The 26881-nt window shown below is 45.3% G+C and carries 20 protein-coding genes; all 20 read left to right on the top strand.

Translation table 11 applies throughout. The annotated features are described in order from the left end of the window. Positions 1-648: 648 nt before the first annotated feature. The 20 genes from C5470_RS04585 (at position 649) to C5470_RS04490 (ending at position 26830) form a co-directional block, all read left to right on the top strand. Complete coding sequence (locus tag C5470_RS04585) at positions 649-1020, top strand: VOC family protein (protein ID WP_166286332.1); 372 nt, start codon at positions 649-651, stop codon at positions 1018-1020. Between the two features lie 833 nt (positions 1021-1853). Further along, positions 1854-2390, top strand: a complete 537-nt coding sequence (gene tssB / locus C5470_RS04580; RefSeq protein WP_166286330.1) for a type VI secretion system contractile sheath small subunit — start codon at positions 1854-1856, stop codon at positions 2388-2390. 7 nt (positions 2391-2397) lie between these two features. After that, on the top strand, positions 2398-3879 hold the full coding sequence (gene tssC, locus C5470_RS04575) for a type VI secretion system contractile sheath large subunit (RefSeq protein ID WP_166286358.1): 1482 nt from the start codon (positions 2398-2400) through the stop codon (positions 3877-3879). A gap of 52 nt (positions 3880-3931) precedes the next feature. After that, positions 3932-4426, top strand: coding sequence for an Hcp family type VI secretion system effector (locus C5470_RS04570; RefSeq protein ID WP_166286328.1), 495 nt, complete (start codon positions 3932-3934; stop codon positions 4424-4426). Positions 4427-4470: 44 nt separating this feature from the next. Next, on the top strand, positions 4471-4914 hold the full coding sequence (gene tssE / locus C5470_RS04565) for a type VI secretion system baseplate subunit TssE (protein ID WP_166286326.1): 444 nt from the start codon (positions 4471-4473) through the stop codon (positions 4912-4914). A gap of 11 nt (positions 4915-4925) precedes the next feature. Further along, a complete protein-coding gene (gene tssF, locus C5470_RS04560; protein WP_166286324.1) occupies positions 4926-6743 on the top strand; it encodes a type VI secretion system baseplate subunit TssF in 1818 nt (605 codons plus the stop codon). Then, entirely contained in the window at positions 6734-7705 is a 972-nt protein-coding gene (gene tssG / locus C5470_RS04555) for a type VI secretion system baseplate subunit TssG (RefSeq protein WP_166286322.1), read from the top strand. The genes tssF and tssG overlap by 10 nt, the downstream gene beginning before the upstream one ends. Positions 7706-7726: 21 nt before the next feature. After that, entirely contained in the window at positions 7727-9733 is a 2007-nt protein-coding gene (locus tag C5470_RS04550) for a type VI secretion system Vgr family protein (RefSeq protein WP_166286320.1), read from the top strand. 33 nt (positions 9734-9766) lie between these two features. After that, positions 9767-10351 (top strand): DUF6931 family protein, encoded by a 585-nt coding sequence (locus C5470_RS04545; RefSeq protein ID WP_166286318.1) that lies wholly within the window; start codon positions 9767-9769, stop codon positions 10349-10351. 11 nt (positions 10352-10362) lie between these two features. Beyond that, positions 10363-10662: a PAAR domain-containing protein gene (locus C5470_RS04540; protein WP_207626889.1), complete on the top strand. Its 300-nt coding sequence runs from the start codon at positions 10363-10365 to the stop codon at positions 10660-10662. Between the two features lie 13 nt (positions 10663-10675). Then, complete coding sequence (gene tssA, locus C5470_RS04535) at positions 10676-11773, top strand: type VI secretion system protein TssA (RefSeq protein ID WP_166286316.1); 1098 nt, start codon at positions 10676-10678, stop codon at positions 11771-11773. Next, entirely contained in the window at positions 11766-12413 is a 648-nt protein-coding gene (locus tag C5470_RS04530; RefSeq protein WP_166286314.1) for a type VI secretion lipoprotein TssJ, read from the top strand. The genes tssA and C5470_RS04530 overlap by 8 nt, the downstream gene beginning before the upstream one ends. A gap of 4 nt (positions 12414-12417) precedes the next feature. Continuing rightward, a complete protein-coding gene (gene tssK / locus C5470_RS04525; protein ID WP_166286312.1) occupies positions 12418-13815 on the top strand; it encodes a type VI secretion system baseplate subunit TssK in 1398 nt (465 codons plus the stop codon). Continuing rightward, a complete protein-coding gene (locus C5470_RS04520; RefSeq protein ID WP_166286310.1) occupies positions 13812-14435 on the top strand; it encodes a DotU/TssL family secretion system protein in 624 nt (207 codons plus the stop codon). Before tssK ends, C5470_RS04520 begins: the two co-directional genes overlap by 4 nt. 15 nt (positions 14436-14450) lie before the next feature. Further along, entirely contained in the window at positions 14451-17954 is a 3504-nt protein-coding gene (locus C5470_RS04515; protein WP_166286308.1) for a type VI secretion protein IcmF/TssM N-terminal domain-containing protein, read from the top strand. Next, the gene (gene tssH / locus C5470_RS04510) at positions 17947-20490 is read left to right on the top strand and encodes a type VI secretion system ATPase TssH (RefSeq protein ID WP_166286306.1); all 2544 of its coding nucleotides are present in this window, start codon (positions 17947-17949) and stop codon (positions 20488-20490) included. The genes C5470_RS04515 and tssH overlap by 8 nt, the downstream gene beginning before the upstream one ends. Positions 20491-20673: 183 nt before the next feature. Continuing rightward, positions 20674-21912: a hypothetical protein gene (locus C5470_RS04505; protein WP_207626878.1), complete on the top strand. Its 1239-nt coding sequence runs from the start codon at positions 20674-20676 to the stop codon at positions 21910-21912. Between the two features lie 16 nt (positions 21913-21928). Further along, on the top strand, positions 21929-22555 hold the full coding sequence (locus tag C5470_RS04500; protein ID WP_166286302.1) for a response regulator: 627 nt from the start codon (positions 21929-21931) through the stop codon (positions 22553-22555). 6 nt (positions 22556-22561) lie between these two features. After that, a complete protein-coding gene (locus C5470_RS04495; protein ID WP_242687808.1) occupies positions 22562-26182 on the top strand; it encodes a transporter substrate-binding domain-containing protein in 3621 nt (1206 codons plus the stop codon). 66 nt (positions 26183-26248) lie between these two features. Then, the gene (locus C5470_RS04490) at positions 26249-26830 is read left to right on the top strand and encodes a nucleoside deaminase (RefSeq protein ID WP_166286300.1); all 582 of its coding nucleotides are present in this window, start codon (positions 26249-26251) and stop codon (positions 26828-26830) included. The last annotated feature ends 51 nt before the right edge of the window (positions 26831-26881 follow it).

Below are 26881 nucleotides of genomic sequence, written 5' to 3'. Positions count from 1 at the left end.
ATAATCAGAAAGGGAAAGAGAACCCGCTAAGACAGGTAAGTGCTGAGCGGTGACAAACTGACGTCCAGTATGAATAGAAGGTTCCCGTTTTCGAATGAATAAGGTCATAAAAGATCTGCGCTTAAAAAGAAGTACGCAGATCTTAACGGATAACACGCGCCTTTTGCGACACCCTCTAAACGGCGGGGAGCAGTCACGCTAATCTGATGACTGACATGCTTCATGTCTACAGAAGCTGAACAAGCTATCAGTGGTTTGTTTCGAGTGTATATTGATGGCATGTTGAGCCCTCAGTACGAGAACGAGGTTTTGTTTAGTCATCCTCGTGTGGAAGAGACGTTTAAGGACTATGTATCCAGAGTTACTGCTGGAAATAAGTGCGGCATTTATTGTGAATGGTGCTGAACAATGGTCCGATCCACTGGCTCGGATGGGGGCTCGCATTTCTTGCTCTGAACGACTACTAAGTCAGCTTCGTGTCATCGACATGGAATTTGTGAAGATAGTCATACATGTATATATATACATGTATTCAACATTACCTTAAAATGATAAGCGCAATATAAAAACAAACTGTTAAATGTTGAGTTATTTCACAGTTTATTTTTACTTATTTATATTGAATTGAACTTACATGAGAATGACATAATGACAATATCTCCCAAACCTAACCTTCAACTTGTCTACGTATCTGATATCGAATGTTCTACAGCCTTCTACCAGACACTTTTCAATTCTGAACCCGTATTTTCCAGCCCCCGCTATGTAGCATTTGCTGCCGACGGCGAAGCACTGTTTGCTATTTGGACAGGCGGAACCAAGCCAGATGTTGCTGTCCCGCGATTTTCTGAGATCGGTATTATGTTGCCATCTCACGAAGATGTAGATCGCCTCTTTGAGGAATGGCGGAAGAACCCCGACATCAAAATTGTGCAGGAACCTTACACTGAAGTCTTTGGCCGTACTTTCCTCGTTGAAGATCCTGACGGTCATATTATTCGGGTATGTCCCTTGGATTAAAGTCTAGATTGACCTCCCTGGCACTACTGTGTTGAAAATTTCCTTAAAGGAATTTAATCGGGAAGCTTAAATTCCTTTATATTGAACGAATCGAATGATATTAGGAGGTAATAACAATGGACGTACTTTCAGCCAATGAAGCAAAAATCCATTTCGAATTGAGTTTTCCTCATGCCAGTCATGTCATCTACTGGAAGGGTATGTCCATTAGAATTTGAAGCAACATGATAAATTGAGTTTACTCGTCATTTTCGATTCTTCCACATGCCCCTTTTATATTCATAAAATTATTAAAAACAAAAGCTAAGATAATTAATTGCTTTTCAGAATTGAAAAATAACGTTTACCCACTTCATTCTCATTTACTATTTTTCGCTTTATTATTTAATTAAACACTTTAAAATCTAATAAATTGATAATCAATATAACCATTTCAGGTTAATTGCACCTATATTTTTTCTGACTAATCAGAATTTCACTACAAAAATATCATTTAAAAAATAGGACAAGTATGAAAATACACTATAATTACAATGCATTATTTTTAATTTAATCTTTAAATACAGATTGTTACGTCAATTTAAAAAAATTTTTTATATTATATTCAACCTCGTAAGCATTGCATCGAATTAATATATATGAGAACTTATTCACCAGGCCGACACACGATGGGTTTTAAATATCATTAAATGTGTCACAGCATATTAGATTGCTATAAATAGACGTTAATTGATCTCTTCGTCTATCTCATCTTGTTCGGTTATTCAATCAGGTTTGGTGCGGTTTAACGTAAGTTTGCACTTCCTGTCATATATAAAAGGTATAAAGGTGCCATGAATACTCAACGTAAGCTTGATAAAGTGAGACCGCCCCGAGTTCAGATTACTTATGATGTTGAATTAGGTGGTACGGTCGAAAAAAAAGAATTGCCTTTAGTCATTGGTGTTATTGGTCAATTTTCTGAACAGTCAATTCCTATGCGTGAACGCCATTTCATGCATATTGATAAAGATAATTTTAATGCGGTAATGGAAGGTATGACACCTTCATTGGAATTACAGGTTGAAAGTGCACTGCCTGGTCACAGTGGATTTATTAATGTCGATTTGCAATTTAAATCAATGGCGGATTTTACCCCAGAGAATTTGGCGAAGCAGATTGAACCGCTGCGTAATCTGCTGGAGATTCGCAGCAAATTAAGCGATCTGAAAGGTCGTGCATTGAGCAATGAAAAATTGCGTGACCGTCTGGCGGAAATTCTTGCTGAACATGCGGACAAATTACCGCAAGTAAAAAATGAAGAGATAGAAACGCCAGCCACAGAAAATACGGTAGATGACGTCACTCCGGAAAATAACAATGCACAGTGAGGAAAATATGGAACAGAGCGTTGTTGAACAGCAAGAATTGAAAACGCCAGAAACAAGTGGTGATTTTCTTGATCAGGTTATTGATAACACCCAAGCGATTCGCCGGGAAGCAGATCGTGATCGGGTCAAAAGCCAGCTCGACCAGTTTCTGTCCGAAGTAACGTCAGGCTCGCTGGTGGTTTCTGGTGATTTAGTAAACAGCATTGAGGAACGTATCGCAGCAATTGACGCGCTGATGTCCGCTCAACTGAGTCTGGTGTTACATCACCCGGAATTCCAGCGCCTGGAATCATCCTGGGTAGGGCTTAAAGGATTACTCGACCAGAGTGAAACTGATAATACCCAGATCCGCATGTTGAACGCGACAAAAACCGATTTGCTAAAGGACTTTAAATCAGCGTCTGATTTCGATCAGTCAATGTTGTTTAAGAATGTTTATGAGTATGAGTACGGTACCTTTGGTGGTGAACCTTACTCAGCATTTGTCGGTGATTTTGACTTTGATAACAGCCCGGAAGATCTTTACTTATTGGAGCAAATTTCCCATGTGGCAGCAGCAGCCCATGCCCCGTTTATCAGTTCAGCCAACGCAGGCATGTTGGGGCTGAATGATTTTGGTGAGTTGCCACGTCCACGCGATTTGTCCAAACTGTTTGAAACGTCAGATTATCTGCGCTGGAAACGTTTCCGGGAATCTGATGACTCCCGCTATGTTGGCTTGACTTTACCACGGGTGATTGGCCGTTTACCTTACGGAGCAAAAACCATCCCGGTTGAACAGTTCTGCTTCGAAGAACAAGTCAGAGAAGGGGACAGTAGCAGTTATCTGTGGATTAACGCTGCTTATGCACTGGCAGGCCGTATGATGGCTGCGTTTGAACAATATGGTTGGTGCGCGGCCATTCGCGGCGTAGAAGGTGGAGGATTGGTAGAGGCATTGCCGACCCATCATTACTCCTCTGTGTCCGGTGAAAAGATGCTGCAATGCCCGACTGAGGTTGCCATTTCTGATCGCCGTGAAAAAGAGCTAGCGGAATTAGGGTTCATTCCTTTGGTTTATTATAAAGGTACTGACTATGCCGCTTTTTTCTCGGTGCAGTCGCCTAACAAACCGCGGAAATATAATTCTGACCTGGCAAATGCCAACGCAAAATTATCGACACAATTGCAATACATTATGACGACTTCTCGTTTCGCCCATTATTTGAAAATGATCGTGCGTGACAAAGTGGGTAGTTTTATGTCCCGCGGAGAATGTCAGTCCTATCTACAAAGTTGGATCAACCAATATATTGTTGGTTCTGATACCGTCGGTGCAGAAATTAAAGCCAGTCATCCATTGCGTGAAGCAAGGATTGATGTTGTTGAAGTTCCAGGAGCACCTGGAACATATCGAGCGGTAACTTATTTAAGACCGCATTTCCAATTGGAAGGATTAAGTATGTCTTTACGGCTGGTTGCTGATTTACCGCCATCATCGGCTGCTTGATTATTCTATTTATTGAAATTTGTCCTATTTTATTACAACGGAGCGGTTAATTATGAGTTCTTCAATTTTTTTACAAATTGATAGTATTAAAGGTGAGAGTACCGACAGCAAACATAAAGACTGGATTGAGCTGGAGCATGTCAACTTTGGTGCGTTCAACCACGCACGTATCGCAGACAGTGGTAAACGTAAGATTACCGTTGGTGCCGCGGGTTTCCGTACCATTGACTGTGTGAAGGTGATGGATATTAGTTCTATCAAATTGTTGTCAGCAGTGGCTCAGGGGACGGCGATTAAGAAAGTGAAACTGGAAATCTGTACGATTTTCAAAGGTGAAATGCATCCTTATGCGGAAGTCGAAATGGACGAATGCATTATCTCCGACGTCCATGAAACCTGTTCACGTGGTGGTGAATTCCCACAAGAGCAGTTTTCTATCACCTATTCCAAAATTAAATGGACATTCACCCCACTCAGCCCAGACGGAACCAAAGGCAGCAAAGCTGGTCCAGAAGGTTGGGATCTTATCGAGAACAAGAAACAATAGTTTTTACTGCCGGCCAAAGGCCGGCGGTTTCTGCCCGGAAAGATATGATGATTCAGCCCTCATTTCTCCATCGTCTGAAAGACGATTATCCACAAGATGAAAAACGTGGTGTAACGTTGAACTGGTCACGTCAGGAAGTCGTACAAAGCCTGATTTCCGATTTGAGCATGCTGTTTTCATCAAGACCGATCTCCGCGATTTCACCATTATTTGGTGAATTGCCAAAATCAGTTTTAAATTATGGTGTTTCCGATGTCATTAATGTGGACATTTCCAATAATGAGCGTATTGATGCACTGAGCAATAATATTTACCAGGCTATTTCCTGGTTCGAACCACGCTTGAAAAATGTCGTTATTACATTACAGAAAAATACGCCGGAGAATATTATTTTCTGGGTGAATGGAAGTTTTTTCAATGAACAGGTGGTGTTTTCTATTTCATGGAGTAGTACCGCATATACCTATTCAATCTCATGGGATAAATAACAATAAACAATATGATGCGATTACCACAGAAAATACTGACTTATTACAACCGGGAATTAAACTATTTAAGACAATATGGCGCTGCGTTTTCTCATCGTTTCCCCAAAATTGCTAAACGTCTTGGGTTCGCGGAGGGTGTTTCAGAAGATCCGCACGTAGAACGTCTGGTGGAATCTTTTGCTTTTTTGACGGCAAAAATCCATCAACGTATTGATGAAGACATGCCGGAACTCAGTACTTCAATGTTGGAAGTACTGGCACCGCAGTTTTTACGTCAGGTACCGTCGGTATCGCTGGTGCAGTTTCAGCAGGATCCGCAGACATCCGGTGTTACCGGGATGATGACAATCGCGCGGCATACCCCATTGATTTCTCAGCCGGTAGGTGATGTGGCATGCCGTTTCCGCACAGTATATCCACTGGAAATGTTGCCATTAGATTTAACGCACACGGAGCTGACGCCGGACCCTTACGACCGGGATTTTATCTTAACGTTGAATTTTACATTGTGGCCGGGTGCCAGTTTTCAGGCTCAACATATTCGTTTGTACTTACATGGTGTACCGGTGCTGACTCACAGCTTATATGAATTGCTATCGGCACAAGTTAAGCAGTTGGAATGCCGGTTGGGTGAGCGTACATTCAGCATGAATAGTCGGGATATTCAAGTGGTGGGTTTTGACCCACAAGACAACTTGTGTGCCGATGATTTATTGATAAATCCGATTCACCACTTGTTCCGCGATTATTTCAGTTTTCCTGAAAGATTTTTATTTCTGGATATTCCGTTACCTGATGCCGGTTTGATCTCCAGTTCATCAGTCGGGTTGCAATATCGTTTCCGGCTTAAGGATTGCATCGCATTGCGTCGTATTGAACGTATGAGTGATAAAGTCAGCAACGAAACCTTCTGGTTGAATTGCGTACCCATCGTCAATCTGTTTCCTCATCAGGCGGAGCCGATTATTCCGCTGGAAACCGAGCATGAATACCTGGTTCAGCCGGATGCACGTCGTCCACAAAGCATGGAAGTTTATACCATTAATCAGGTTGAGGTTGTCAGCCGTCAGCAGGAACAATTGAGTTCCAGACTGATGCCGTCGTTATTTGGCATTGAACATACACAATATGATGATGACGAGCAGATTCCGTTGTTCTGGCAGGCGTCACCGCGCCCCTCACTCAGACATGACGACACAGGGATGAATATGTTCATCGGCTTTTCTGATAGTCGCGGCGAACATCTGAAACCAGAAACCGATGTGGTGATACTGAGTCTGACCTGTACCAATCGCGATATACCACAGCAGTTGAGTAACGGTCATCCTGACGGGGATTTCGAATCGGAAAGTGCCCTGCCAGGTGTGAAAATTCTGGGATTGATCCGCCCCAGATTACCGGTACGTCCACAACCAAGTTGTGCGTTGAATTGGCGGCTGGTGTCGCAACTCAATTTGAACCAAATGTTACTGAGTGGTCCACAGGGAGTTCAGTGCTTAAAAGAAACGTTGGAACTCTACAACCTGCTCAGTGATCCGGCCATATCGAGGTTGATTGCACAGTTACAGCAGATTGCTATTGCGCCGGTAAGTGCACGCTTAAACCCCGCCGACCCTTATTCTCTGGCGCGAGGGCTGGAGGTAACGCTGACCTTTCAGGCACAAGCGGGAGAGTTCGTCGATTTTTATCTGTTTTGCAGTCTGTTGGAACGTTTTATCGCTATGTATGCGCCAATTAACAGTTTCACACAAACTGTCACACAGTTAGAGGCCGTTAATAATAGTGCGCGCCGCTGGCCACGTCGCAGCGGGAAACTGACATGGCTTTAGCAAACAATAATGCAGAAAACAAGGTACGTTTGGCGGGCGGTCGTTTTTATCAGAATGTACGTCGGTTACTTAAACGTCATCGTCAAAGTGAAGAAACCGTGATCATCCCTGATGATGTGGTGCAATTCAGCTCTGTACCAACACTGGAGGCGCCGGAAAGGGAAGTAGAATCCCTGACGCCTCCTCAAGAGGAGCATGAACAGTATCGCATGGCGGTACATCACTTTGGCCTGTTAGGAACTTTTGGAGCTCTACCATTACGCTATACCGAATGGCTGATCGACAGGCGTTATCGCTATGGTGATGAATCAGCTCAGGCGTTTATTGATATTTTTACCCATCGTCTGCTTAGTTTGCGTTTTCAGGCATGGCAGAAATACCGCTTATATATCAATGCAGAGCTACAGGGTTCTCAGGCACTGCCGGCAGTCATTGCAGCGGCAGCCGGGCAATTGACTGAGAGTGAAACACTGCGCACTCATCCCGCTTGTGTTGGGTTACTGGCGACACCAGTTCGTACAATGATGAATTTGCAGCATCTGTTGCAGCGGGAATTTAACATGCCGGTCAGCATTAATCCCTTTAAAGGACGCTGGCAATATGCTGAACAGGCACATTGTTGTTGCCTGGGCCGCAGTTTGTTGGGTGATAACCCGATGTTAGGTCAAGCTTATTGGGATATTCAGTCAGGGTTTCATATACAGTTGGGGCCATTTGCCGCCTGGCAGCATGCCGCTTTTATGCCGGGAAATGAACAATATCGCAGATTGACACAGTGGGTGTGGCAATTTGCCGGGCCACTGCTCTCTTTTTCGCTGGAATTACTGGTGCAGCATAGTGGGCAGGGCAATATGTTAAATGGCAGCCGCCGATTGGGGTGGGATGGTTGTTTAGGGAATACCGGAGATAGCAATATTCAGCGTGTTTATTTGGCTGAATGTGCAAGTCCTTACGCGGTTTGAATAAAAAATGCAGGTGAAAATATGCTGTTAGGGCAAAAAAATCGTTTTTTACAGGTTATCGGTAGCCTGTCAGATATTGTGGCGCTGAATAAAATCGAAGGTGAAGAACACCTGTCTCAGCCTTATTCATTTTCTATTCAGCTCTATTCCAGCGCAGACTGGGACAAACTGGAGCCTTATATCGGTAAATCACTGGCATTTCGCATTGGTGAAGCGCCAAATTGCCGTATTGTGCATGGCATATTGACTGAATTACAGCAACAAGGTTTTACCGATGGTCAGTTTTGTTATCAGGCACGCATTGAGCCGTGGTTGAAAATGCTGACGTTAACCCGCAATTTGCGCGTTTATCAGCGTATCAGTGCGCCGGATATGGTATGCGATATCTTCCGTAAGCGTGGGTTTAACGACGTTGAACTGGCGTTAAAAAGCAGTTATCCGAAGCTTGAATATTGTATGCAATACAAGGAATCAGATTTTGATTTTGTGACGCGTCAGTTGGAACAGGCGGGTATTTTCTATTTCTTCCGTCATGAAGAGGGACGTCATGTGCTGGTATTGGCTGATCATCCTTCGACGTTTACTAACGCGCCTTTAGCCGTATTGCCATATCAATCTAAGCTCGGCGATCAGCAAGGATATGGGCTACGCGCCTGGCATATTCATCGCATGATTATCCCAGGCTCAGCGGAAATGAATGGTTATAACGTTAAAAACGCCGCGGCAGTTAGCGCCAGTGCCAAAGCGAACAACGGCTATTCCGTCAATTCGAAGCTTTCTATCTATGACGACCGACGTCAGGAGGAGCGTAATCAACTGGAGGCACAGGCAGCACTGTGCATGGAACAATGGGAATCACAGTCACATTGCGCGCGTGCCGTTAACAGTTATCCCGGTTTACAGGTTGGACATCAGTTTACGCTGAAAGGACACACTAGTGCCGATGGTCGGTACGCGGTGGGCCACCAGCAATTAAAAGCGGAAAGTAACCTGGAAGAAGGCGAATTACTGTTTTCGTCGCAAGTAACTTTATTTCCGGCGAATAAAGTATTTCGCCCACGTCCTTCTGTCATCCGGCCCTATATTTCCGGTGTGTTGTCTGCGCTGGTTGTTGGCCCGTCGTCAGAAGAGATCCATACCGATGCACAAGGACGTATCAAAATCCAGTTTCACTGGGATAAAGAACACAAAAAAAATGATGACAGTTCCTGCTGGGTACGAGTAAGCCAATTCTGGAATGGCGCAAAATTTGGGGCGCAATTTGTGCCGCGTGTGGGTAGTGAAGTATTGGTGAGTTTTGTTGATGGCGACCCGGATAGTCCGTTGGTGACAGGAACAGTTTATAACGGAGTGAAGATGCCACCATTTGCGTTGCCAGGGCAGAAAACGCAAAGCGGCATTGCCACGCGCAGTAGTGCAAAGGGTACAGTGGAGCAAGGGCATCAGCTTTGTTTCGAAGATAAAAAAGGTGAAGAATTTATTTTGCTTCATTCACAAAAAGATATGCGCCTGAAAGTAAAAAATGATTTTTCGGCGCAGATCGATCGTAACGCGCAATGGGAAATCGAAGAAAAACGCGATACCCAAATTAACAAGGGCAATGACACGTTAATTCTGAGTGAAGGCAATGCGTTAACCGAGGTGAAAAAAGGCGACAAGAAGCAAACGCTGAATCGCGGCAATTTCACCACTACCGTCAGCGCAGGTAATTACGCGCTGGAAGTATCCAAAGGCAACGCCAAAATTAATGTTGGTCAGAAATGCACTATTACCGCAAATCAGGGGATTGAGCTGAAAGTTGGCACCAGTAAATTATCGATTACTCCGGCAGGGATCACCATCAAAGCGCCATCTGTCACGGTAGAGGGTTCAGGAAAACTGGCGTTAAAGAGTAGCGGTATAGCGGAACTCACCGGGACCACGGTAAAAGTAGCAGGCAGTGCAATGGCACAATTAAAAGGCGGCATTGTTCAGGTGAACGCTACTGGCATTGCCATGGTGAAAGGGATTTTGACCAAGATTGGTTAATGCAGGATCAACGAATAACGAGAGCTTAGAACAATGGTTAAATTACGACACTGCCCGCTTTCTCCACAGGCGGAATTGGTATTACAGCAACATGCAGTACACGAACAGAATTTATCGGCGCTCAATAAGGAAATGTTGTGGCAAGACGCGGTGTTCTACACCATTTTCATGTTGCCATATGCTCAGGCTTTAGAGCTGGCACTGACATTTATCTCCTGTGTTTACGAACGAGACATGATGCAAGAACAGCGTTTATTACTGCAACAAGTACGGCACTGGCGCGCTAATGGCGGTGATCCGCTGCGTCATGAATTATTCGAACAGGCGCAGGTTGTGGGATTTGATAACCCGATTTCTTGTCTGGTGCTTTCAGTTTTCTGGAGTGAAGGCAGCATGACAACACCCGATCTGGAAGCGGTCTATCCGCAACCGTGGCAATCATTTGCAGCACTGGCAGATACATTGTGTCTGATCCTGCATGTATATGGCGAGCAACCGGAACAGCAAGCGCGGTACATTGAGCAATTTTTTCAGCTGGCATACCGTCATCTGAAGCAATTGCCACCGTCGCAGGATGAGGGACGCAAAAACTATCTGTACCACGAAGCCACGTTATAAGGAGAGCAATGATGCCAATGCCAGCTGCCCGTATGGGTGATATGCATATTTGTCCAATGATGTCGCCGGCGGTACCACCTATACCCCATGTGGGCGGACCCATTATGCCGCCGGGCGTACCGACGGTACTGATTGGGGGTTTGCCAGCGGCAACAATGGGCTCACTGCTGGTGTGTGTCGGGCCGCCGGATACGGTGGTGATGGGTAGTCCGACAGTGTTGATTGGTGGGAGACCCGCGGCCAGACTTGGTGATCTGTGCGCACATGGCGGCACAATTACTACAGGTTACCCGCTGGTGATTATTGCCTGAAATGGAAATCACTGTGAATTTAGCACAAACAGATATCACCCGTTTTTTACATCCAATTTCTGCTGATGAACCGGCAGGATGTGATATCGAATACGAGCCGATTTTTGAACAAATAAATGCAGCACGCGAAACCGATGAAGACTCTTTTCCGGACGATACATGGGGATGTGAAACTCGTCAGGCTGATTGGATGCAGGTTTCAGCGTTATGTCAGGAAGTACTGAAAAAATACAGTAAAGACTTACAGATAGCTTGTTGGTTAACCCAGGCACAAGGGGAGCTGTATGGTTTGGAAGGTATCGCTGGTGGTATCACGTTACTGACCCGCTTGCTGGAAACTTTTTGGCCGGTGCTTTATCCGCCTCTGGATGATGATGAAGAAAACAGTGCGGATGCTCGTCTGGGCCGCCTGAGTTGGCTGGATAAACAACTGGTGAAACAGTTGGACAATCTGATACTGACCGATGATGACAAATTGAGCCTGAATGTCTGGCAACGAGTGCAATATTTTGAACAACGTATCGCGGTTAATAGTGAATTACGTGCTCCTCTGATCAGTGATGGCTATTTTGGTATCGCTGAATGTGACGACAGTATTCGCACCACACCCGCCGGGCGGTTTAACCGGTTACTGGAACAGGCCGAACAGGTCCGCAACGCATTGGAAGCATTGCAGCAAATCATGCTTGGTTTATTGCCAACATCCGGCAACAGTATGAGTGCCAGTACGCAGCATCTGCAAAGTTTGGTGGCATTAATTGAACGTTTTCGTGAAATTGTTGCTCCGGGATCAGCTCAGAAATACAGCAGTGAAGAAACTCTGTCAGGAGAAAAAGAGCCAAACGGCATTAACACGACTTTTTTGGCGTCAGGTCGGACGCATCATGAAATGCGCGCTATTGCCATTGAGCAAATGATCAACATCGCCAATTATTTTCGACAGAATGAACCTACCAGCCCAGTGCCATATTTAATGGAGCGGGCAGCACGTTGGGCAAATATGGGAATGGCCGAATGGCTGGAGGAAATGATGGGAGATAATACCTCCGCGCTACAAGAAATTATGCGTGTGATAAAAGGGCCGGATAAAAACAGAGGGCAAGATGAATAATATAAATTTTTATAATGTCATTAAACGCAGTTTTTTAATATTAACAGTAATTTTTCTAATAAGTGGTTGCAGTGATTCCATTTCCAATAATGAAAAACGCTTACAGGCAATTGCACAGGCCAAACCGGTTTATGCAAGTAATGCTATTCGTTTAAAAATGACTGCCGATGCGCAACTGAATGTTTTTAATAATATACCTAATAGCTGCACGATATTAATTGCTCAGGCGGAAAAACGCGAACAACTGGATAAATTACTGGCTAATCCCGTGTTGCTACGTAATTTATTTGCCGGCACCGGTGCAACAGAGCAGATATTACAGCTTGATAATTATGTGATGATGCCGGGACAATCCGTCTCTTTACATATTGATAGAGCAGAACAGGCACGTTATATCGCACTGATTGCCGGTTATTATCCTGCACCGAATAATATTCATATACGTGTGTTATCACTACCATTGCATCTTGAGCAGCACGGCTGGTGGAATAAATCCTGGAATGCTGAATTTGTTCCCATGAATATTGAGCTGACGTTGGGACGTTATGCCATTACCCGCAGTGACTTCTCCGCAGGTAACACTGGGGATGAGGTGATTTTCCCCGGACACGGCAATGACAGAAACTCGTTGAGGAAGTAACGTCATGTTTGAATATAAACCGATGTATTGGTATTCAGGATTGTATTTACAGCCGCAACACTTTCAAGCGCATGAGCTGCAACATGAATACTGGCAAGGGCGTTATCAGTTACTGACTCAACCTTATGCGTTTGGTGTGGTGAAATTAGCGTTCAATCTGGCTGCGTTAAGTGATGAAGTGCTCAGCGTCCATAACGCAGCGTTCATTTTCCCCGACGGTTGTTATGTGGATTGTGGTGTCAATGGTGTACTCAGTGCCCGATCATTACGTGATTGTTGGATGGTCCGCGAAAAACCGCAGCGCATTTATGTCGGCTTGCATATGTTCAGCCACAATCAGAGTAACGTCACCGGTATAACGGATAGCGGAAGTGTCGGTAATATTACCAGCCGTTGGGTGACATGGCCGCAAGAACAACATATGCGGGATGCTTTTGGTGAGGGACCGGAAGCAGAAGTACAACAACTTACCTATAACTTACGTTTTTTCCTGCACGATGAGATTGCACAAGCAACGGGTTATACCCTGTTGCCAGTGGGTCAACTGCATTGTACCGGTGACGGTATTGAATTGGACAATCGCTATCTGCCACCATGTTTGACGTTATATGCTGCGCCACAACTGGGGCAACGTATTGAGCAACTGTGCCAGGAGCTGACCGGGCGTGTCCATCAATTGGAAGAATTGAAACGTCCACAAACGCTGGAAGGGGAAGTTTATACCCAGGAAAAAAGCACACTCTTGCTGACATTGCGTACTCTGGCACGTTATGTCGTGCAATTACACCATTTCCAAGAGGCGCGGGATGTTCATCCCTTACAGATTTTTGGGTTATTACGTCAATTGATCAGCGAGCTTTCCTGTTTTACCGACAGTTGCTCTTTTTTAGGGCAGTGGAACGGGCGGGAAGAAATGCTGGAAAAATATCAGCATCTGAATCTGGCCCTGACTCTCGATAGTTGTGAACAGACAATGACTGATCTGCTCAACGCATTGGTGCTGGAGCCGAACACAGTTATTCCTCTGCAACAAGAAAGCCATGGTTATTATCATGCCGCATTCAATGTCGCGGGAGTTAGTGAACAGCAGCGGGTTTATCTGGTGCTGCGTTCTAACAGCTTTACTCATAGCGAACGTGAAATTCCTGACGATCGCTTGATTAAACTGGCCGCAGCAGAACAGATCGACGGCATTATTAATCGCGCTTTGCCCGGTGTGCGTTTGTATTATCAGGAAATTGCACCGCATGGTTTACCTAACCGGACAAATACACGTTATTTCCGGGTAGAAAATCGCGGGACACTGTGGCGGCAGGTAGAAGAGAGTGAACATGTGGCGGTGCACTGGGCTGATGCGCCAGACGATTTGCAGATAGAGATCGTTATAGTGAGAGCGTCATGATGCATTTGTTAGATTGTTACATTCCGGTATTCACTGGTGTGCTGCGCGTGATCCAACAGCAGGTAAATCAAGCCGAAGAGTTGCGGCAAACACTGTTAGCCGCGCTGACGCAGGCACAAAATAAAGCACGTCTGCATGGTTATGGATTGCAGGATATCGAAGAGGCAAATTTCGCTGTAGTGGTTTGGGCAGATGAAGCCATTTTATGCGCGGGTCAGAAAGAATTGAGTGTTTGGCGACAATCATCATTGCAGGCAGAGCTTTATAATGCCGAACTTGGTGGAAATACGTTTTTTGATCGTCTTGCCGCGTTGATACCGGATAATTACCAGGTTCGGTTAGTCTATATTTTTTGTTTGCTTTCTGGATTTTATGGCCGCTATGGCAAACATGACAATCTGGAATTGCATAATATTATCCAGCAGGAATTAGAGAATCTTCCTGATACTTTGCGTCGTTATATCTCTTTAGAAAATCATCGGTTAATGAATACATGCGATAATCTTCTGGAAAAAAGACGACCCAATAATGGATGGCGAGTTAAATTAATATTATTAATGTTATCTCTTACATCAATTTATATTTTCATCACCGTCTATTTATTGAATATTGGCCGATAAATTCGGAAATTAGACATGAAAAAGTTACTTTATGCCATTGGCTGGCTCAGCGTGATGGTTGTCTTTCTGCTACTCAGTTTAGCTATTGCAGTGGCACTTTCATGGCCGACAATAAGTGGCCTGTTATTGTTTCTTTTCCTATTACTGTTGTTATTACTACTGCGTGGAGTGATGGCATTTATACCGCAGATAGCAAATAAACTGCGCGGGATAAATAAATGCTGGCGGAAGGGAAATAACCGTCTGGAATATTTACTGTATCAGCACTGGTGGTGGGGAGGCCGTTTACAAAGCTGGCGCCGGTTCCGCTCACTGTTACACCGTAACGGATCTATGCCGCCGTGGTTTATGGTGGTGGGAGAGCGCGGTAATGGTAAACAGGGACTATTAGCTCACTGTAATGTGGTGCCAATGACAGGGAAGAATCTGCCGTTGCTTACAGAGAATACATTTACCTGTCGCTGGTGGTTTTTCCGCCGTGCCATGTACATGGTCGTTTCTGGTCGTTATACCGAAGGGCAATCTTTGTACCGGCAGGCATGGCTGCGTCTGATACGCTGGATCGCACAAGTACGTAATCCCGCTGGCGTATTGGTTTGCCTGTCAGTGGAGCAATTGCTAAAAAGCGACAACAGGGCACTGTATCTTGCAGCACGCAATGTGCGGGCGCAATTGGAGCCATTACAAATACGCCTGGAACGCCGCTTGCCGGTTTGGTTGATCCTCACACATAGTGAAACATTACCGGGTTTTAATCACTGGTGCGCACAACTATCGGTAGAACAACATGCTGAATTGCTGGGCAATTTTATTGAGCATCACACGGATAGTAATGTCACCGATGTGCTGGACAAAAGTATGAGTACTATTGTCAACGCCTTGAAAGCTATGCGCCTTAAACTGCTTAATCAGCAACGGCAACAACCGGAAGCTGAAGTGTTGGCGTTGCCGGAAACTGTTGCTCAACTGCAACCGGCACTGGGCTATTACCTGAGTGCATTATTTGATAATGATCATTATCTGGAGCATGGTCTGTTGCGTGGCATGTTTTTTACTGCGGAACATCAGGCAGAACCACAGCAAATTGAAGGCGTTTTCAGCCACCGTTTGTTGTGTGAATACCTGCCCGGGCAAGTGTACCGTAATGATGCCGTCTTGCTGACAGGTTGGCGAACATTGACCAAACGTGCGTTGATTATCATATTCAGTTTGATGCTGGTGTACGGAGCCGGTAACGCATTAGTGTCTACCTGGCGTGGTGTCATGCAGCTTGAAAATATCCATGAGGCAAACCCGCTTGAGCGCAGTTACTTGCGTTATCGGCAGATTGAGTATTGGTTGCAGGAAACCTTGTCACATCTGATTTTTTATCCGGTTACCCATACGATGGAACAACGTATGGCGAGGGACTATCAGAAACAAGCACCGGTCGGGGCATTCAACCCGGAGTCGGTAGTTACACACTTGCTTACGCGCTTTCATAACGCTGAAGTACCGCAAAAACGACTGTTGGCTTTACATTGGGCGCGTTTTATCAATATTGAACAAGCAATGGCACATGGCGCTACGCTGGAAACTTTGCAACGTATGCCAGCTTATTCCGCTTCACTGTTAAGCGGTGAAAATGATCCTTTATCAGCAGAACAGCGCATAGCTCTGCGTTTGGCACAATATCAACAGAACAACGCACAGCAGGAATTTGATCAATGGCGGAATGTATTGCAATCCTTACTAGAGGCTACCGGTAATTGGCAATGGCTTTTAGCCGACGAACAACCCGCTGGAACACGTTCGCTGACGCTGGCTGATTTCTGGCCACTGGCTGGCGATGATGCCACCAGAACTAACGCCCGTATTCGTGGCGTTTATACCCAGGCAGGTGAACGCAATATTCAGGCTACTCTGGATGAACTAGCACAAGCTCTTCACAGACCAGCGGTTTTTGTTCCTTTGCAGCGCTCGTTTCATCAACAGTATCAGAATCAGCGCCAGTCAGAATGGTTAGCATTCGCCCAGGTTATGCCACAAGCGGAAGAGTGGGTACGCGGCAAGAAAAACTGGAAAGCGCTGATATTGACAGCAGGTCAATATGATAGCCCCTATATCACCTTCTTAAAGCAGTTGGAGAGTGATTTATCCACGGTGGCACAGGAGGATCAGCAGTCTTGGTTGCAGACGCAGCAACGTTTATGGCAACTGCATGGTTATGTGCAAAAAAGCAACATGATGCAACGCGTCTCGTTGGGGAACATCTCTTTACGCCAGCGCATCATGTCATGGCTTGGCATTTCACCGCAGATCTCTGTGCAGCTGGATGACAACGCGCTGACACGCTATCGCGCCTACCGGCAGGCTGTACAGTTAAATAGCCAGCGTGCATTACTCAGTGATATGGAAACTGAGCTGTTGGTTAAAGATGCTCTGAGTAACGAGAAAGGCGAACTGGATGATAACGGCTTACGTACATTGTTTAACCGTTTTGCTTTGTGGCGTCATGAAACTGAAAGCCAACAGAATGAAGCTGTCAATGAAACTTTATGGCGACTCTATCAGGGCGATGCTCATCTGATACTGCGTTACGCCTTCTTAAGTGCCGCCAGCCGCTTGCAATCACAATGGGAAAGCAAAGTGATCTGGCCGATGGAAAAATTAAGCAGGCAGAAACTGTTTGATGGCCGGGAATTGAACGCGCGGTTGTATGAGTACAGCAATGCGTTTGTGCGGGATACCGCAGAGTATGCACTGGATATTCGTCCTGAGGGCATTAAACGCCAGGCAATAGAAGATGTGGTCTTTCCGTTTAACGATGATTTCATTTTCTATATCAATAACCTGATCCAGCCGAACGACATGCTTTCATCGACATCTGATATTCGTCGTCGCCTGCAAGAGAAACTCAACTTGTTGGAAAGTGAGCGTGAACTGGCGACTGAACAACAGGAACCGGAACAGGATCAATCGGCGGAGGTGATGATTACCAGCCAGCCAGCGACTGCCAATCGAGGAGCTCGGGTATTGCCGGTTGGCAGTTCAGTGACGCTGAGTTGTGATGATGGTGTACAGCAACTCAAAAGCATGAATTTCAATGACAGCAGGGCGCTGCACTGGAGTCCGGGCTCATGCAGCAAGGTACAGATTGAGGTGTATTTCCCCAACTTTACGCTAAGTAAAAGCTACGTTGGTACTGATGGTTTGCTGCAATTTATCCATGCCTTTTCCAGTGGTGAATTGACGCTGACGGCACAGGCATTCCCACGACAGCGCGATGAATTAAGTGCACTGGGTATTAATAACATCACCGTGCGCTATCAGATCAGCGGAGGGAAGGAAGTTTCAGCATTGTATCGGCAATGGCAGCAACATCAGCAGCAACAAACGGCGTTGTTGGAACAACGCAACCAACTGGATAGCCAGTTGTTAAATTTAAGTGAACCGGTAGTGGCGAAAGGAACCCTTTCTACGTTGCCGTTACAGATAGCCACATATTGGAATGAATTAAGGAAACCTAAAAGTGAGTAGTTATCTTAAACAGATCGTCAGTAAATTAACGGTGGAAGCGCGTCAGTGTCTTGATGAGGCCGCTAACCTGGCAGTACGGCGCACCCATCATGAAGTAGAAATTGAGCATCTGTTACTGGCTTTGTTTGAAAAACAGATGCCGATGATGGAACTCGTATGTCACCACGGTGGTATTGATGCTGTCACGTTACTGAATGTTTGTCAGCGATCACTGACGTTATTGCGCAGTGGTAATCATCGTCCTCCGGTACTTGCTACCAAATTGACAGAATGGATGGAGCAAAGCTGGATGTACGCCAGTACCCACTGGGGAGCATTGCAAATTACCCCTCAGGCGCTGATTGCGGCACTGATAATGAATCCGTCACTGCATCATTCACTCACATCGGAGCTACAACAGGCGTTACAGTGTAACACGGAGGCTATAGAAAAATGGCTGCGTACACAGGTATATAAAGAACCGCAGCACATTACAACTCCTGTCGGGGATAATACCCAATCCGCGCTGGTGCAATACACTCATCATCTGACGCAGGCGGCGCGTGATAGCAAACTGGATCCGGTTCTGGGTCGTGAGCGGGAGATTCGTCAGTTAATTGACGTGCTATTGCGTCGTCGCCAAAACAACCCGTTATTAACCGGTGAAGCAGGTGTCGGTAAAACAGCACTGATCGAGGGACTTGCTCAACGTATCGTTGATGGCCGTGTACCGGAAGTGCTGGCACAAGCTGAATTATTCACGCTGGATATGGGGTTATTACAAGCGGGTGCCAGCGTAAAAGGTGAGTTTGAAAGTCGTTTACAGAAATTATTGGATGAAGTGAAAGGGTATCCCACACCAGTGATTTTGTTTATTGATGAAGCCCATACTCTGATTGGCGCAGGCGGCCAGGCCGGGCAAAACGATGCAGCTAATTTGTTGAAGCCGGCATTGGCGCGTGGTGAATTGCGCGCTATCGCTGCAACCACGTGGGCGGAATATAAGAAGTATTTTGAGAAAGACGCAGCGTTAGCACGTCGTTTCCAGGTGATTAAAGTTGAAGAGCCTTCGATAGAACTGGCGACAGCCATGTTACGCGCCATGACGCCGGCGATGGAAAAACATCATGGTGTCAAAGTGCTTGCAGAAGCGGTGACAGAAGCCGTTGTATTATCCAGCCGTTATATCAATGGACGTCAATTGCCGGATAAATCGGTTAGTCTGTTGGATAGCGCTTGTGCCCGTGTTGCCGTTTCACAAACTGATGAACCGGCACCGATTGAAGATCTGCGTGCCATGCTGGCAAACATTGCCACCGAACAAGAAGCATTATCGCGTGAAGGTGGTCATGAAACCCAATTACAGAAGTTGGCACAGCGTCAAACCGAATTGCAGGTATCCCTAGAGAAAATTTTACCGGAATATCACGCTCAACGTCAGTTAGTGAGCGACATCCTTGCCTGTGAGGAACACGACGAACAGTTACCTGTGCTGCGTAAGGAACTGTGTCAGCGCCACCATCAGCATGCCTATGTATTTGACTGTGTTGATGCTGCCTGTGTCGCGGATATTGTTGCTGGCTGGACCGGGATACCTCTTGGCCGGATGGTGGAAAATGAACGCGATGTGTTGCGCCTGTTGGAAACGCGCCTTAGTCAGCGGGTAATGGGGCAAGATCATGCGCTTAGTCAGATAGCCCGTCAAATTCGAATTGCTAAAGCACAACTGGCTGATCCGGTAAAGCCGACCGGTGTATTTATGCTTGCCGGTCCTTCTGGTGTGGGTAAAACCGAGACTGCTTTGGCATTGGCTCATGAGTTGTATGGTGGTGAACATCATCTGATCACTATCAACATGTCGGAATATCAAGAAGCACATTCTGTTTCCGGTCTAAAAGGTTCTCCCCCAGGATATGTAGGTTATGGACAGGGGGGAGTACTGACTGAAGCGGTTCGCCATCAGCCCTACAGCGTGGTATTACTTGATGAGGTCGAGAAAGCGCACCCCGATGTACTGGAGCTGTTTTTCCAGGTGTTCGATAAAGGCATGATGGAAGATGCCGAAGGGCAGCAAATTAATTTCCGCAATACATTGATTATCCTGACCACAAATATTGCGTCGGACTTGGTGATGCGTGCAACGATGCAAGGCGTGAAAGTACAAGGGGAAATTCATCCGGCAACACTTGAAGATATTCAGGAAATTATCCGGCCGGAACTGCAACGTATCTTTACGCCTGCATTTTTAGGTCGCTTGCAGGTTATTCCTTATTTGCCGGTACATGGCGAAATTCTGCATGCCATTGTGCATCATAAACTGAATAAAGTTGTGATGCGTTATCGTCAAGCAACCCAATGCGAGTTGCACTATAACAATGCGCTGGTGGATTTTATTGCTGAAGGATGCCGGATCGCGGAAAGTGGTGCCCGTGAAATTGATAACCTGTTAACCCAGTTCGTTTTACCACTGTTATCAGACCAATTGCTGTTAGGAGATGCACCGGTGAATGAGGATGTATGCTTGGATGTTATCGAAGGCCAAATACAGTTATCGTAATAACAAAAGAAACTATTACCACTAAAACTATCAAGCATTATCAATTTAAGGTAAGAAGCTGCCTTCTCTGCTATTATTACCTTATAATGTAACATTTAGTGTTACGTATTATCTTGTGATGTAACATTCAATGCTGCATATTATCTTATGATGTAACATTCGGTGTTACGAAATGAGATCCTGATGAAAATGAAAAAGATAGTGGTCTTTTGGTTTATTTTTACGCTAGTCAATTTTGCGCTGGCACTGCTGAGTTTGCAAGTGCGTGATGTCTGGAGTCTGTCGTCATTGGTGTGGTTTCCGGCAGGCCTGCTACAAGGCATTTTTTGCGCCAGGGCACCACGGTACTGGCCTGTTTGGTTAATAACGGGTGCTCTGATTTCGCTAACAGCTAGCCAATGGTATGGCAGACCGGTGAACGTCTCGCTGATATTTTCTTGTATCAATGTGGTGATGTTGGTAGTGACAGGATTAGTCTGGCAATTTTTCTACGGTGTAATGTGGGCCCCGAAGCGGGCAAGTGACATCTTCAATCTGACAGTACTTTGCTCATTAAGCGGAATTATTGAGCGATTTATGGCCAAGTGGATACTGCATTTATTGGGTTACCCTATCGATATATCTATTTCATTACCGACTGTTATCGGCTCTGTGTTGAGTTATCTGCCGTTTACGTTTTTTGTTATTTCTTACATCACCTACAATAAAAGCCGGGTTGAAGACAGGAAAACCTATGGTTTATGGTTGGTGGCTGTGTTTGCCATGACAGCATTATTTACCAGCCCGCCACCTGAAACTGGGAAGATACATTGGCAAGGAGTAGCGCTCCTATTTTCCTTCGGCCTGCCGATGCTACTGGCGTTAAGAGGTGATTTACTGGTATTAAGCGGCTTTTTATCCTTATGTACGGTAGGTATCGTGAGCGCAACCATTTTTGGTTTTGGGCCATTCGCATCCCGATTAATGAGCATCCAACAGAACGTGCAAATTGCAGCATGGTACAGTACCGCATTTACCCTGCCTGCGTTGTTATGCTGTGGTTGTTTATATAACACAATCAATGTATTACATCGCCGTAAAGCGCATTTTTTGTTAATGAGTGCTATGTTGGAGCAAGAACAGGTCAATTGTTTTCGGTTAAGTGCCGATGGGCACCTGTATTGGCATCATGACGCGGCCTGGATGCGGTATGGAACAGCACCCACCTGCTGGTCGCAGTTAATGGCTTGGGTGCATACAGAAGATCGGCAGAAAATCGAACAACTTAAACGTTCCGTCTCGCGGATACCGCAGACGTTAAAAATTCGGATTGCTGATGGTAAAGGCGAATTTAACCCGGTGATTATCGCCTTGATCGTTCATGTAGGCGAAAATGCCGGCTTTATTGAAGGAACTATGCGTGAAATAGCGGATAGAAAGTAATATGGAGAAATTACCAATGCCGAGACAAGTCATTATTGCTGACGATCATCCAGTCTTTTTATTAGGACTACGCACCGTATTGGCAACATTACCCGAGAATTATCAGGTTGTGGGGGAGGCGCATGATGTGACTACACTTTTTTCTCTGCTGGAGGAAAAAGAGGCGGATATGCTGATTACGGACTTCAATATGCCGGGTGATAACCAAATCGACGGTTTGCGGATGATTAGTCGAATTCGTGAACAATATCCTAATTTGCCTGTTGTGGTGATCACGATGATCAGTGACCGGAAGATAATAGCTTCATTGATTGATTATAAAGTGAAAGCGATTTTGAACAAAAACAGTCTATCTCACGAGTTAGTGAAAGGATTGTACAGTACAACAGGGCACGATGAGCCTTATTTGAGCGAGCAATTTATTGAATCTCCGGACGAGGAAGTAGTAAAGGTGCTGACCGGCAAGGAGCTGGAAGTGATTAAATTATTAGGGCAAGGGTTGAGTGTGAATGATATTGCTGCACGTTTATACCGTACTAAGCAGACGATCAGCGCACAAAAAATCAGCGCAATGAAAAAACTGGGGTTAAATAATGAAGCAGCGCTTTATAATTATTTGCATCAGGTCGGACTGGGATTGTAATAATAGATGAAAGGCAATCGGAAAGGATCACGATGGTTAGCTGTATTGATACTCCTGTTGCCATTATCTGGACGGAGTCTCAATCTGTTTGAATACCGTAATGCGCAAGAGCTGCCTTCAGATGGACTACCGGTGGAGTTTTATTCGAATGTCGTCACTCAGGAATTTGCGCCATTACCCGCCAAAGAGCAAGGGATTCTGGTCCCACACTTTCCAACACTAAAAGTTGGCATTCTCTGCTGCATCGGTGCGCCATTGGTGATCCATCGTTGGGATGGCAAGTTGGAAGGGATTTACGCTGACTATCTGCGCCTGATTGAAACTGTATTAAAAAGGCCGGTGGAGGTACGGCTGTTTGGTAACTGGGAATCAGCCTATGCAGCATTACAGCGTGGAGATATTCAGTTGTTATCGCATTCTGCTTCACCCCAATCGGGAAATAGGAAGGATAACACTTACCCGATTCTGGTACAGCCGCGTGCCCTGATTGTGCGCAAAGAACAAGTCAATATGCCGTTTGCACAAATGAATATTATGGCAGCCCCAGGCAGTAACCCGAGCACCATTGAGCAATTACGTAAACATTACCGCAGTGTTTTGGTGGCGAAAAACCAACAGGAGGGAGTACAAGCAGTGTTAGATGGTGGCATCGATGCTTATCTGGACGGACAAAGCCAGGTGGCCTATTTGCTGGATTTTCGTCCGTTTACAAAGCTGACTTACCGTCGGGATATTTTTCAGGGAGAGCGGTATGATTTTCTTGCCCACAACGGCGATGGTATAGTTGAAACAATTAATCTCATCCTGACAGCTATTCCTCACGAAACCAGAAATAAGGTTTATCAACGTTGGGTTTCCGGGCTAGCTCTGGGTGACAACAACGACACCACAATCTTTTCGCCGCAAGAAAAAGCCTGGATTAAAAAAAATCCTGTAGTCAATGTCGCGATTAGCCGTACTGCGCCGCCTTACTCATTTCTGAATAAAGATGGGCAACTCGTTGGCCTGGATGTGGATATTTTACGTCTGCTGGGAGAGAAAAGTGGTATTACCTTTAATTTTATCCCGGCAGATGGCGCTGTGGGGGCTAAAAAACTGTTAAAAGATGGCGAAGCTCAAATGACTTCTTTGGTCAGTACACCAGAACGTCGTCGCTGGCTCTCTTTTAGTCATCCCTATGGCACTGTGGAATGGGGGATGATCACTCGCAATGAGCGTAATGCGCCCTATGAGTTTGAACAACTTAAACACCATCGGGTAGCAATTCTGCGCGGTCATGCTCTCCTGTCGACATTGAAGCAATATCCGGAGATCTTCGTCATGGAAGTTGATAGCGTGACGCAAGGTGTTGATATGGTGCTGGCCGGGGCAGCAGATGCAACTTTTGATAGCTTGATAAGTGCTGATTATCTGCAAGCAAGCCACTATGGTACCAATATTTCTATTCGGTTTTTTGAAGGCTCATTACAACCGGAACAATACGCCATCCTACCCGCTTATCCTCAATTGGTTGATATATTAAATAAAAGCATTGATGCATTACCGCCAAATGAGCTGCGGGTGTTGCGCCTGAAATGGTTATCTATGGGAAATGTGACACCCTATGCTGACAGTAAAATTTCTCCCTGGGCGAAATTGTGGGGAGGGGCGTTATTTGTCATTGCGTTGAGTTCGGCCTTTTGGGGGAGTTATCTTGCCCATCAGATCAGACGACGTAAAAAAGCGGAAAACAACTTACAGGATTTGCTGACGTATTGGGAAACACTATTTAATAACATGCCTACGCCAATGTTTGTCTGCGATCCGACCATGTGCGTTACGGCGGCGAACCTCTATTTCCGCCGCGAGATGAACACGCTCGGATCTGATGTGATTGGTCGTAGTCTCTTTTCTCTGCGCTTTTTAAAACCTGCCGATGAGCAAGACATCAGTATGATTTTTCTGCGTTGTCTGGAAGGGGCGCCTGCGCATTTTTCCGATCGTAGCATTGCCATCCAGGGGCAGGACAGAGATGTTTATTTGTGGCTTGAAAGTTACAGCAATACCGAAGGCGTTGTTCAGGGAATAATCGGTGGCTGGTTTGATGTGACCGAACGTAAATTGTTAGCGCAAGAACTGCGCCAGGAACGTGATAAGGCTGAACTTGCTAGTTTGGAGAAATCAGATTTTCTGGCACACATGAGCCATGAGATCCGCACTCCTTTACAAGCAATTATCGGTATTCTCGATCTGGAGGTAAAACAGCAAACTCTGCCATCTACGCCATTACATATCGCCTGGCACGCTGCAATGTCTTTACAGGGAATAATCGGTGATGTGCTGGATTTTTCCAAGATAGAATCTGGACGTATGGTGCTGAATTTAAAACCGGAATCATTGCAGGAAGTTCTGGGAAGTTGTGTAGTGGCTTTTAGTCATCGCGCTAAGGAAAAGGGGTTGTTTTTTGCCCGACAATTCGATTTACCGTCTGAATATTACCATCTACTGGATGCAACACGTGTAACTCAGGTAGTCAATAACTTACTGGGTAATGCGATTAAATTTACTGAACAGGGCGGTGTGCAAATCAGCGCCAGCTATCGGCATATTCCAGAGAGTAACCAAGATGAAATCACGCTGGTGGTTACAGATACCGGTTGTGGTGTCCCGGAAACCATGTATGAAGCTGTTTTGCTACCCTATGTACAAGTGACGCAAAACAGTGGTGGTAAAACCGGCACTGGGTTGGGGTTACCCATCTCGGTACAGTTAGTTGAATTAATGGGTGGTAGCCTGAAAATCACTGGTGCACCCGGTGGCGGCGCGCAGGTTACAGTAATGTTACCACTTATGCGCAGTGTTGTTGAGAAAGAAGCAGTAAGCGAAAAAACTGAGAATATTGAAGGGGAAATTCATGAATCGCTGAATATCTTGGTTGTTGATGACTTACCAGCCAATTTACAGGTGTTGTCGTTGCAGTTAGCCCCATCGGGTCATCGTGTTGTATTAGCTGAAAGCGGTGAACAGGCGATGAATCTGATTGAAGAGGGATATTTTGACCTCGTGCTGACGGATTGCCAGATGCCGGTGATGAATGGCTATGAACTGGCTAGATTATTGAGAAAACATGAGCGACTACGGCAATTACCGCCGTTTATTATTTTGGGGTGTACCGCGAACGCATTTTCTACTGAGCAAGCCCGTTGTCTGGACGCGGGAATGGATGGTGTATTGACCAAGCCGCTGGTGCAAAGCAAATTGCTGGCAGAAATCAACCGTTATTACCGACAGGTAAATGATGAAGTCACGTTACAGTTTGATGAGATTCAGGCGCTGGCCCAGCAAGATGTTGCTGTAGAGTACCAATTATTCAGTGCAGTGTGGCAAGGGATGTCGGAAGATATTGCAGAACTGAAACAATCGGAAAATCAACAAATACATGAAAAAGTCACGCACCATGCACACCGTATGAAAGGCGCTTTTGCTCTGCTGCAATATCAGCAAGGAATACGTATATGTCTGCGTATTGAAAAGGGTGAACGTTATGATGAGAAAACGATTGAGGTTTTGTTGACTCATGCGGAATATTTTCAGCAGCAGATAGAGCAGCAATTGGAAAAATTACAAGATATGAATCAAAGTGAATGACATAGCTTTTGGCGAAGAGTGGTTTTAATCTTTAATTAAATCATTTTTATGACTGAAGGATTAATCATGAATAAAACCAGAAGAAAATTATTTGCAACGCTTGGTGTTATGAGTATCAGTATGTCTTTTATCACACACTCAGGAGAGAAAAAAACACAAGTCATTAATAACATATTATCAAAACAAGAAATTGCCGAACATGAAAAATATATGCAGGAAGCAATAAAAGAAGCCATAAAGAACCCAAAGCATCCTTTTGGCGCTGTAATAGTTAATAGAAATAGCGGGGAAGTATTAAGTCGTGGTGTGAATATAGGTAGAAGTAATCCTATCCTGCATGGGGAAATTCAGGCAATAAATCATTATGTTACTCAATATGGCAACCAGGGATGGGAGAATGTTGCACTGTATACCACGGGAGAACCTTGTTCGATGTGCATGAGTGCCTTAGTTTGGATAGGAATCCGTGAAGTGATATGGGCAACATCTATCAGTGTTATTCGTAATGCAGGGATCCGTCAGATTGATATTTCTGCACATGAGATTGCAGAAAGAGCATCGTCATTTTACAGCCCGATAACTTTAGTCGGTGGGATCTTGGCAAATGAAACAGATAAATTGTTTCTTGAACGTAAGAGAGGTAATTAATTGAAGTCATTGGAAATAAAATCATTAAAAAATGTGGCAAGAATAACTTTA

This window comes from Photorhabdus stackebrandtii (assembly GCF_011189495.1).
In the GTDB taxonomy this organism is placed as follows: Bacteria; Pseudomonadota; Gammaproteobacteria; order Enterobacterales; family Enterobacteriaceae; genus Photorhabdus; species Photorhabdus khanii.
Note: the sequence above shows the minus strand (reverse complement) of the source record. Positions and strands in the feature narration are given on the sequence as shown.

Coding starts and splice junctions, on each gene's coding strand:
- C5470_RS04550 (WP_166286320.1), top strand. CDS start 7,727: ATGCTGTTAGGGCAAAAAAATCGTTTTTTACAGGTTATCGGTAGCCTG.
- C5470_RS04545 (WP_166286318.1), top strand. CDS start 9,767: ATGGTTAAATTACGACACTGCCCGCTTTCTCCACAGGCGGAATTGGTA.
- tssK (WP_166286312.1), top strand. CDS start 12,418: ATGTTTGAATATAAACCGATGTATTGGTATTCAGGATTGTATTTACAG.
- tssG (WP_166286322.1), top strand. CDS start 6,734: ATGGCTTTAGCAAACAATAATGCAGAAAACAAGGTACGTTTGGCGGGC.
- C5470_RS04530 (WP_166286314.1), top strand. CDS start 11,766: ATGAATAATATAAATTTTTATAATGTCATTAAACGCAGTTTTTTAATA.
- tssC (WP_166286358.1), top strand. CDS start 2,398: ATGGAACAGAGCGTTGTTGAACAGCAAGAATTGAAAACGCCAGAAACA.
- C5470_RS04495 (WP_242687808.1), top strand. CDS start 22,562: ATGAAAGGCAATCGGAAAGGATCACGATGGTTAGCTGTATTGATACTC.
- C5470_RS04570 (WP_166286328.1), top strand. CDS start 3,932: ATGAGTTCTTCAATTTTTTTACAAATTGATAGTATTAAAGGTGAGAGT.
- C5470_RS04515 (WP_166286308.1), top strand. CDS start 14,451: ATGAAAAAGTTACTTTATGCCATTGGCTGGCTCAGCGTGATGGTTGTC.
- tssF (WP_166286324.1), top strand. CDS start 4,926: ATGATGCGATTACCACAGAAAATACTGACTTATTACAACCGGGAATTA.
- C5470_RS04540 (WP_207626889.1), top strand. CDS start 10,363: ATGCCAATGCCAGCTGCCCGTATGGGTGATATGCATATTTGTCCAATG.
- tssB (WP_166286330.1), top strand. CDS start 1,854: ATGAATACTCAACGTAAGCTTGATAAAGTGAGACCGCCCCGAGTTCAG.
- C5470_RS04520 (WP_166286310.1), top strand. CDS start 13,812: ATGATGCATTTGTTAGATTGTTACATTCCGGTATTCACTGGTGTGCTG.
- C5470_RS04500 (WP_166286302.1), top strand. CDS start 21,929: ATGCCGAGACAAGTCATTATTGCTGACGATCATCCAGTCTTTTTATTA.
- C5470_RS04490 (WP_166286300.1), top strand. CDS start 26,249: ATGAATAAAACCAGAAGAAAATTATTTGCAACGCTTGGTGTTATGAGT.
- tssE (WP_166286326.1), top strand. CDS start 4,471: ATGATGATTCAGCCCTCATTTCTCCATCGTCTGAAAGACGATTATCCA.
- C5470_RS04585 (WP_166286332.1), top strand. CDS start 649: ATGACAATATCTCCCAAACCTAACCTTCAACTTGTCTACGTATCTGAT.
- C5470_RS04505 (WP_207626878.1), top strand. CDS start 20,674: ATGAAAATGAAAAAGATAGTGGTCTTTTGGTTTATTTTTACGCTAGTC.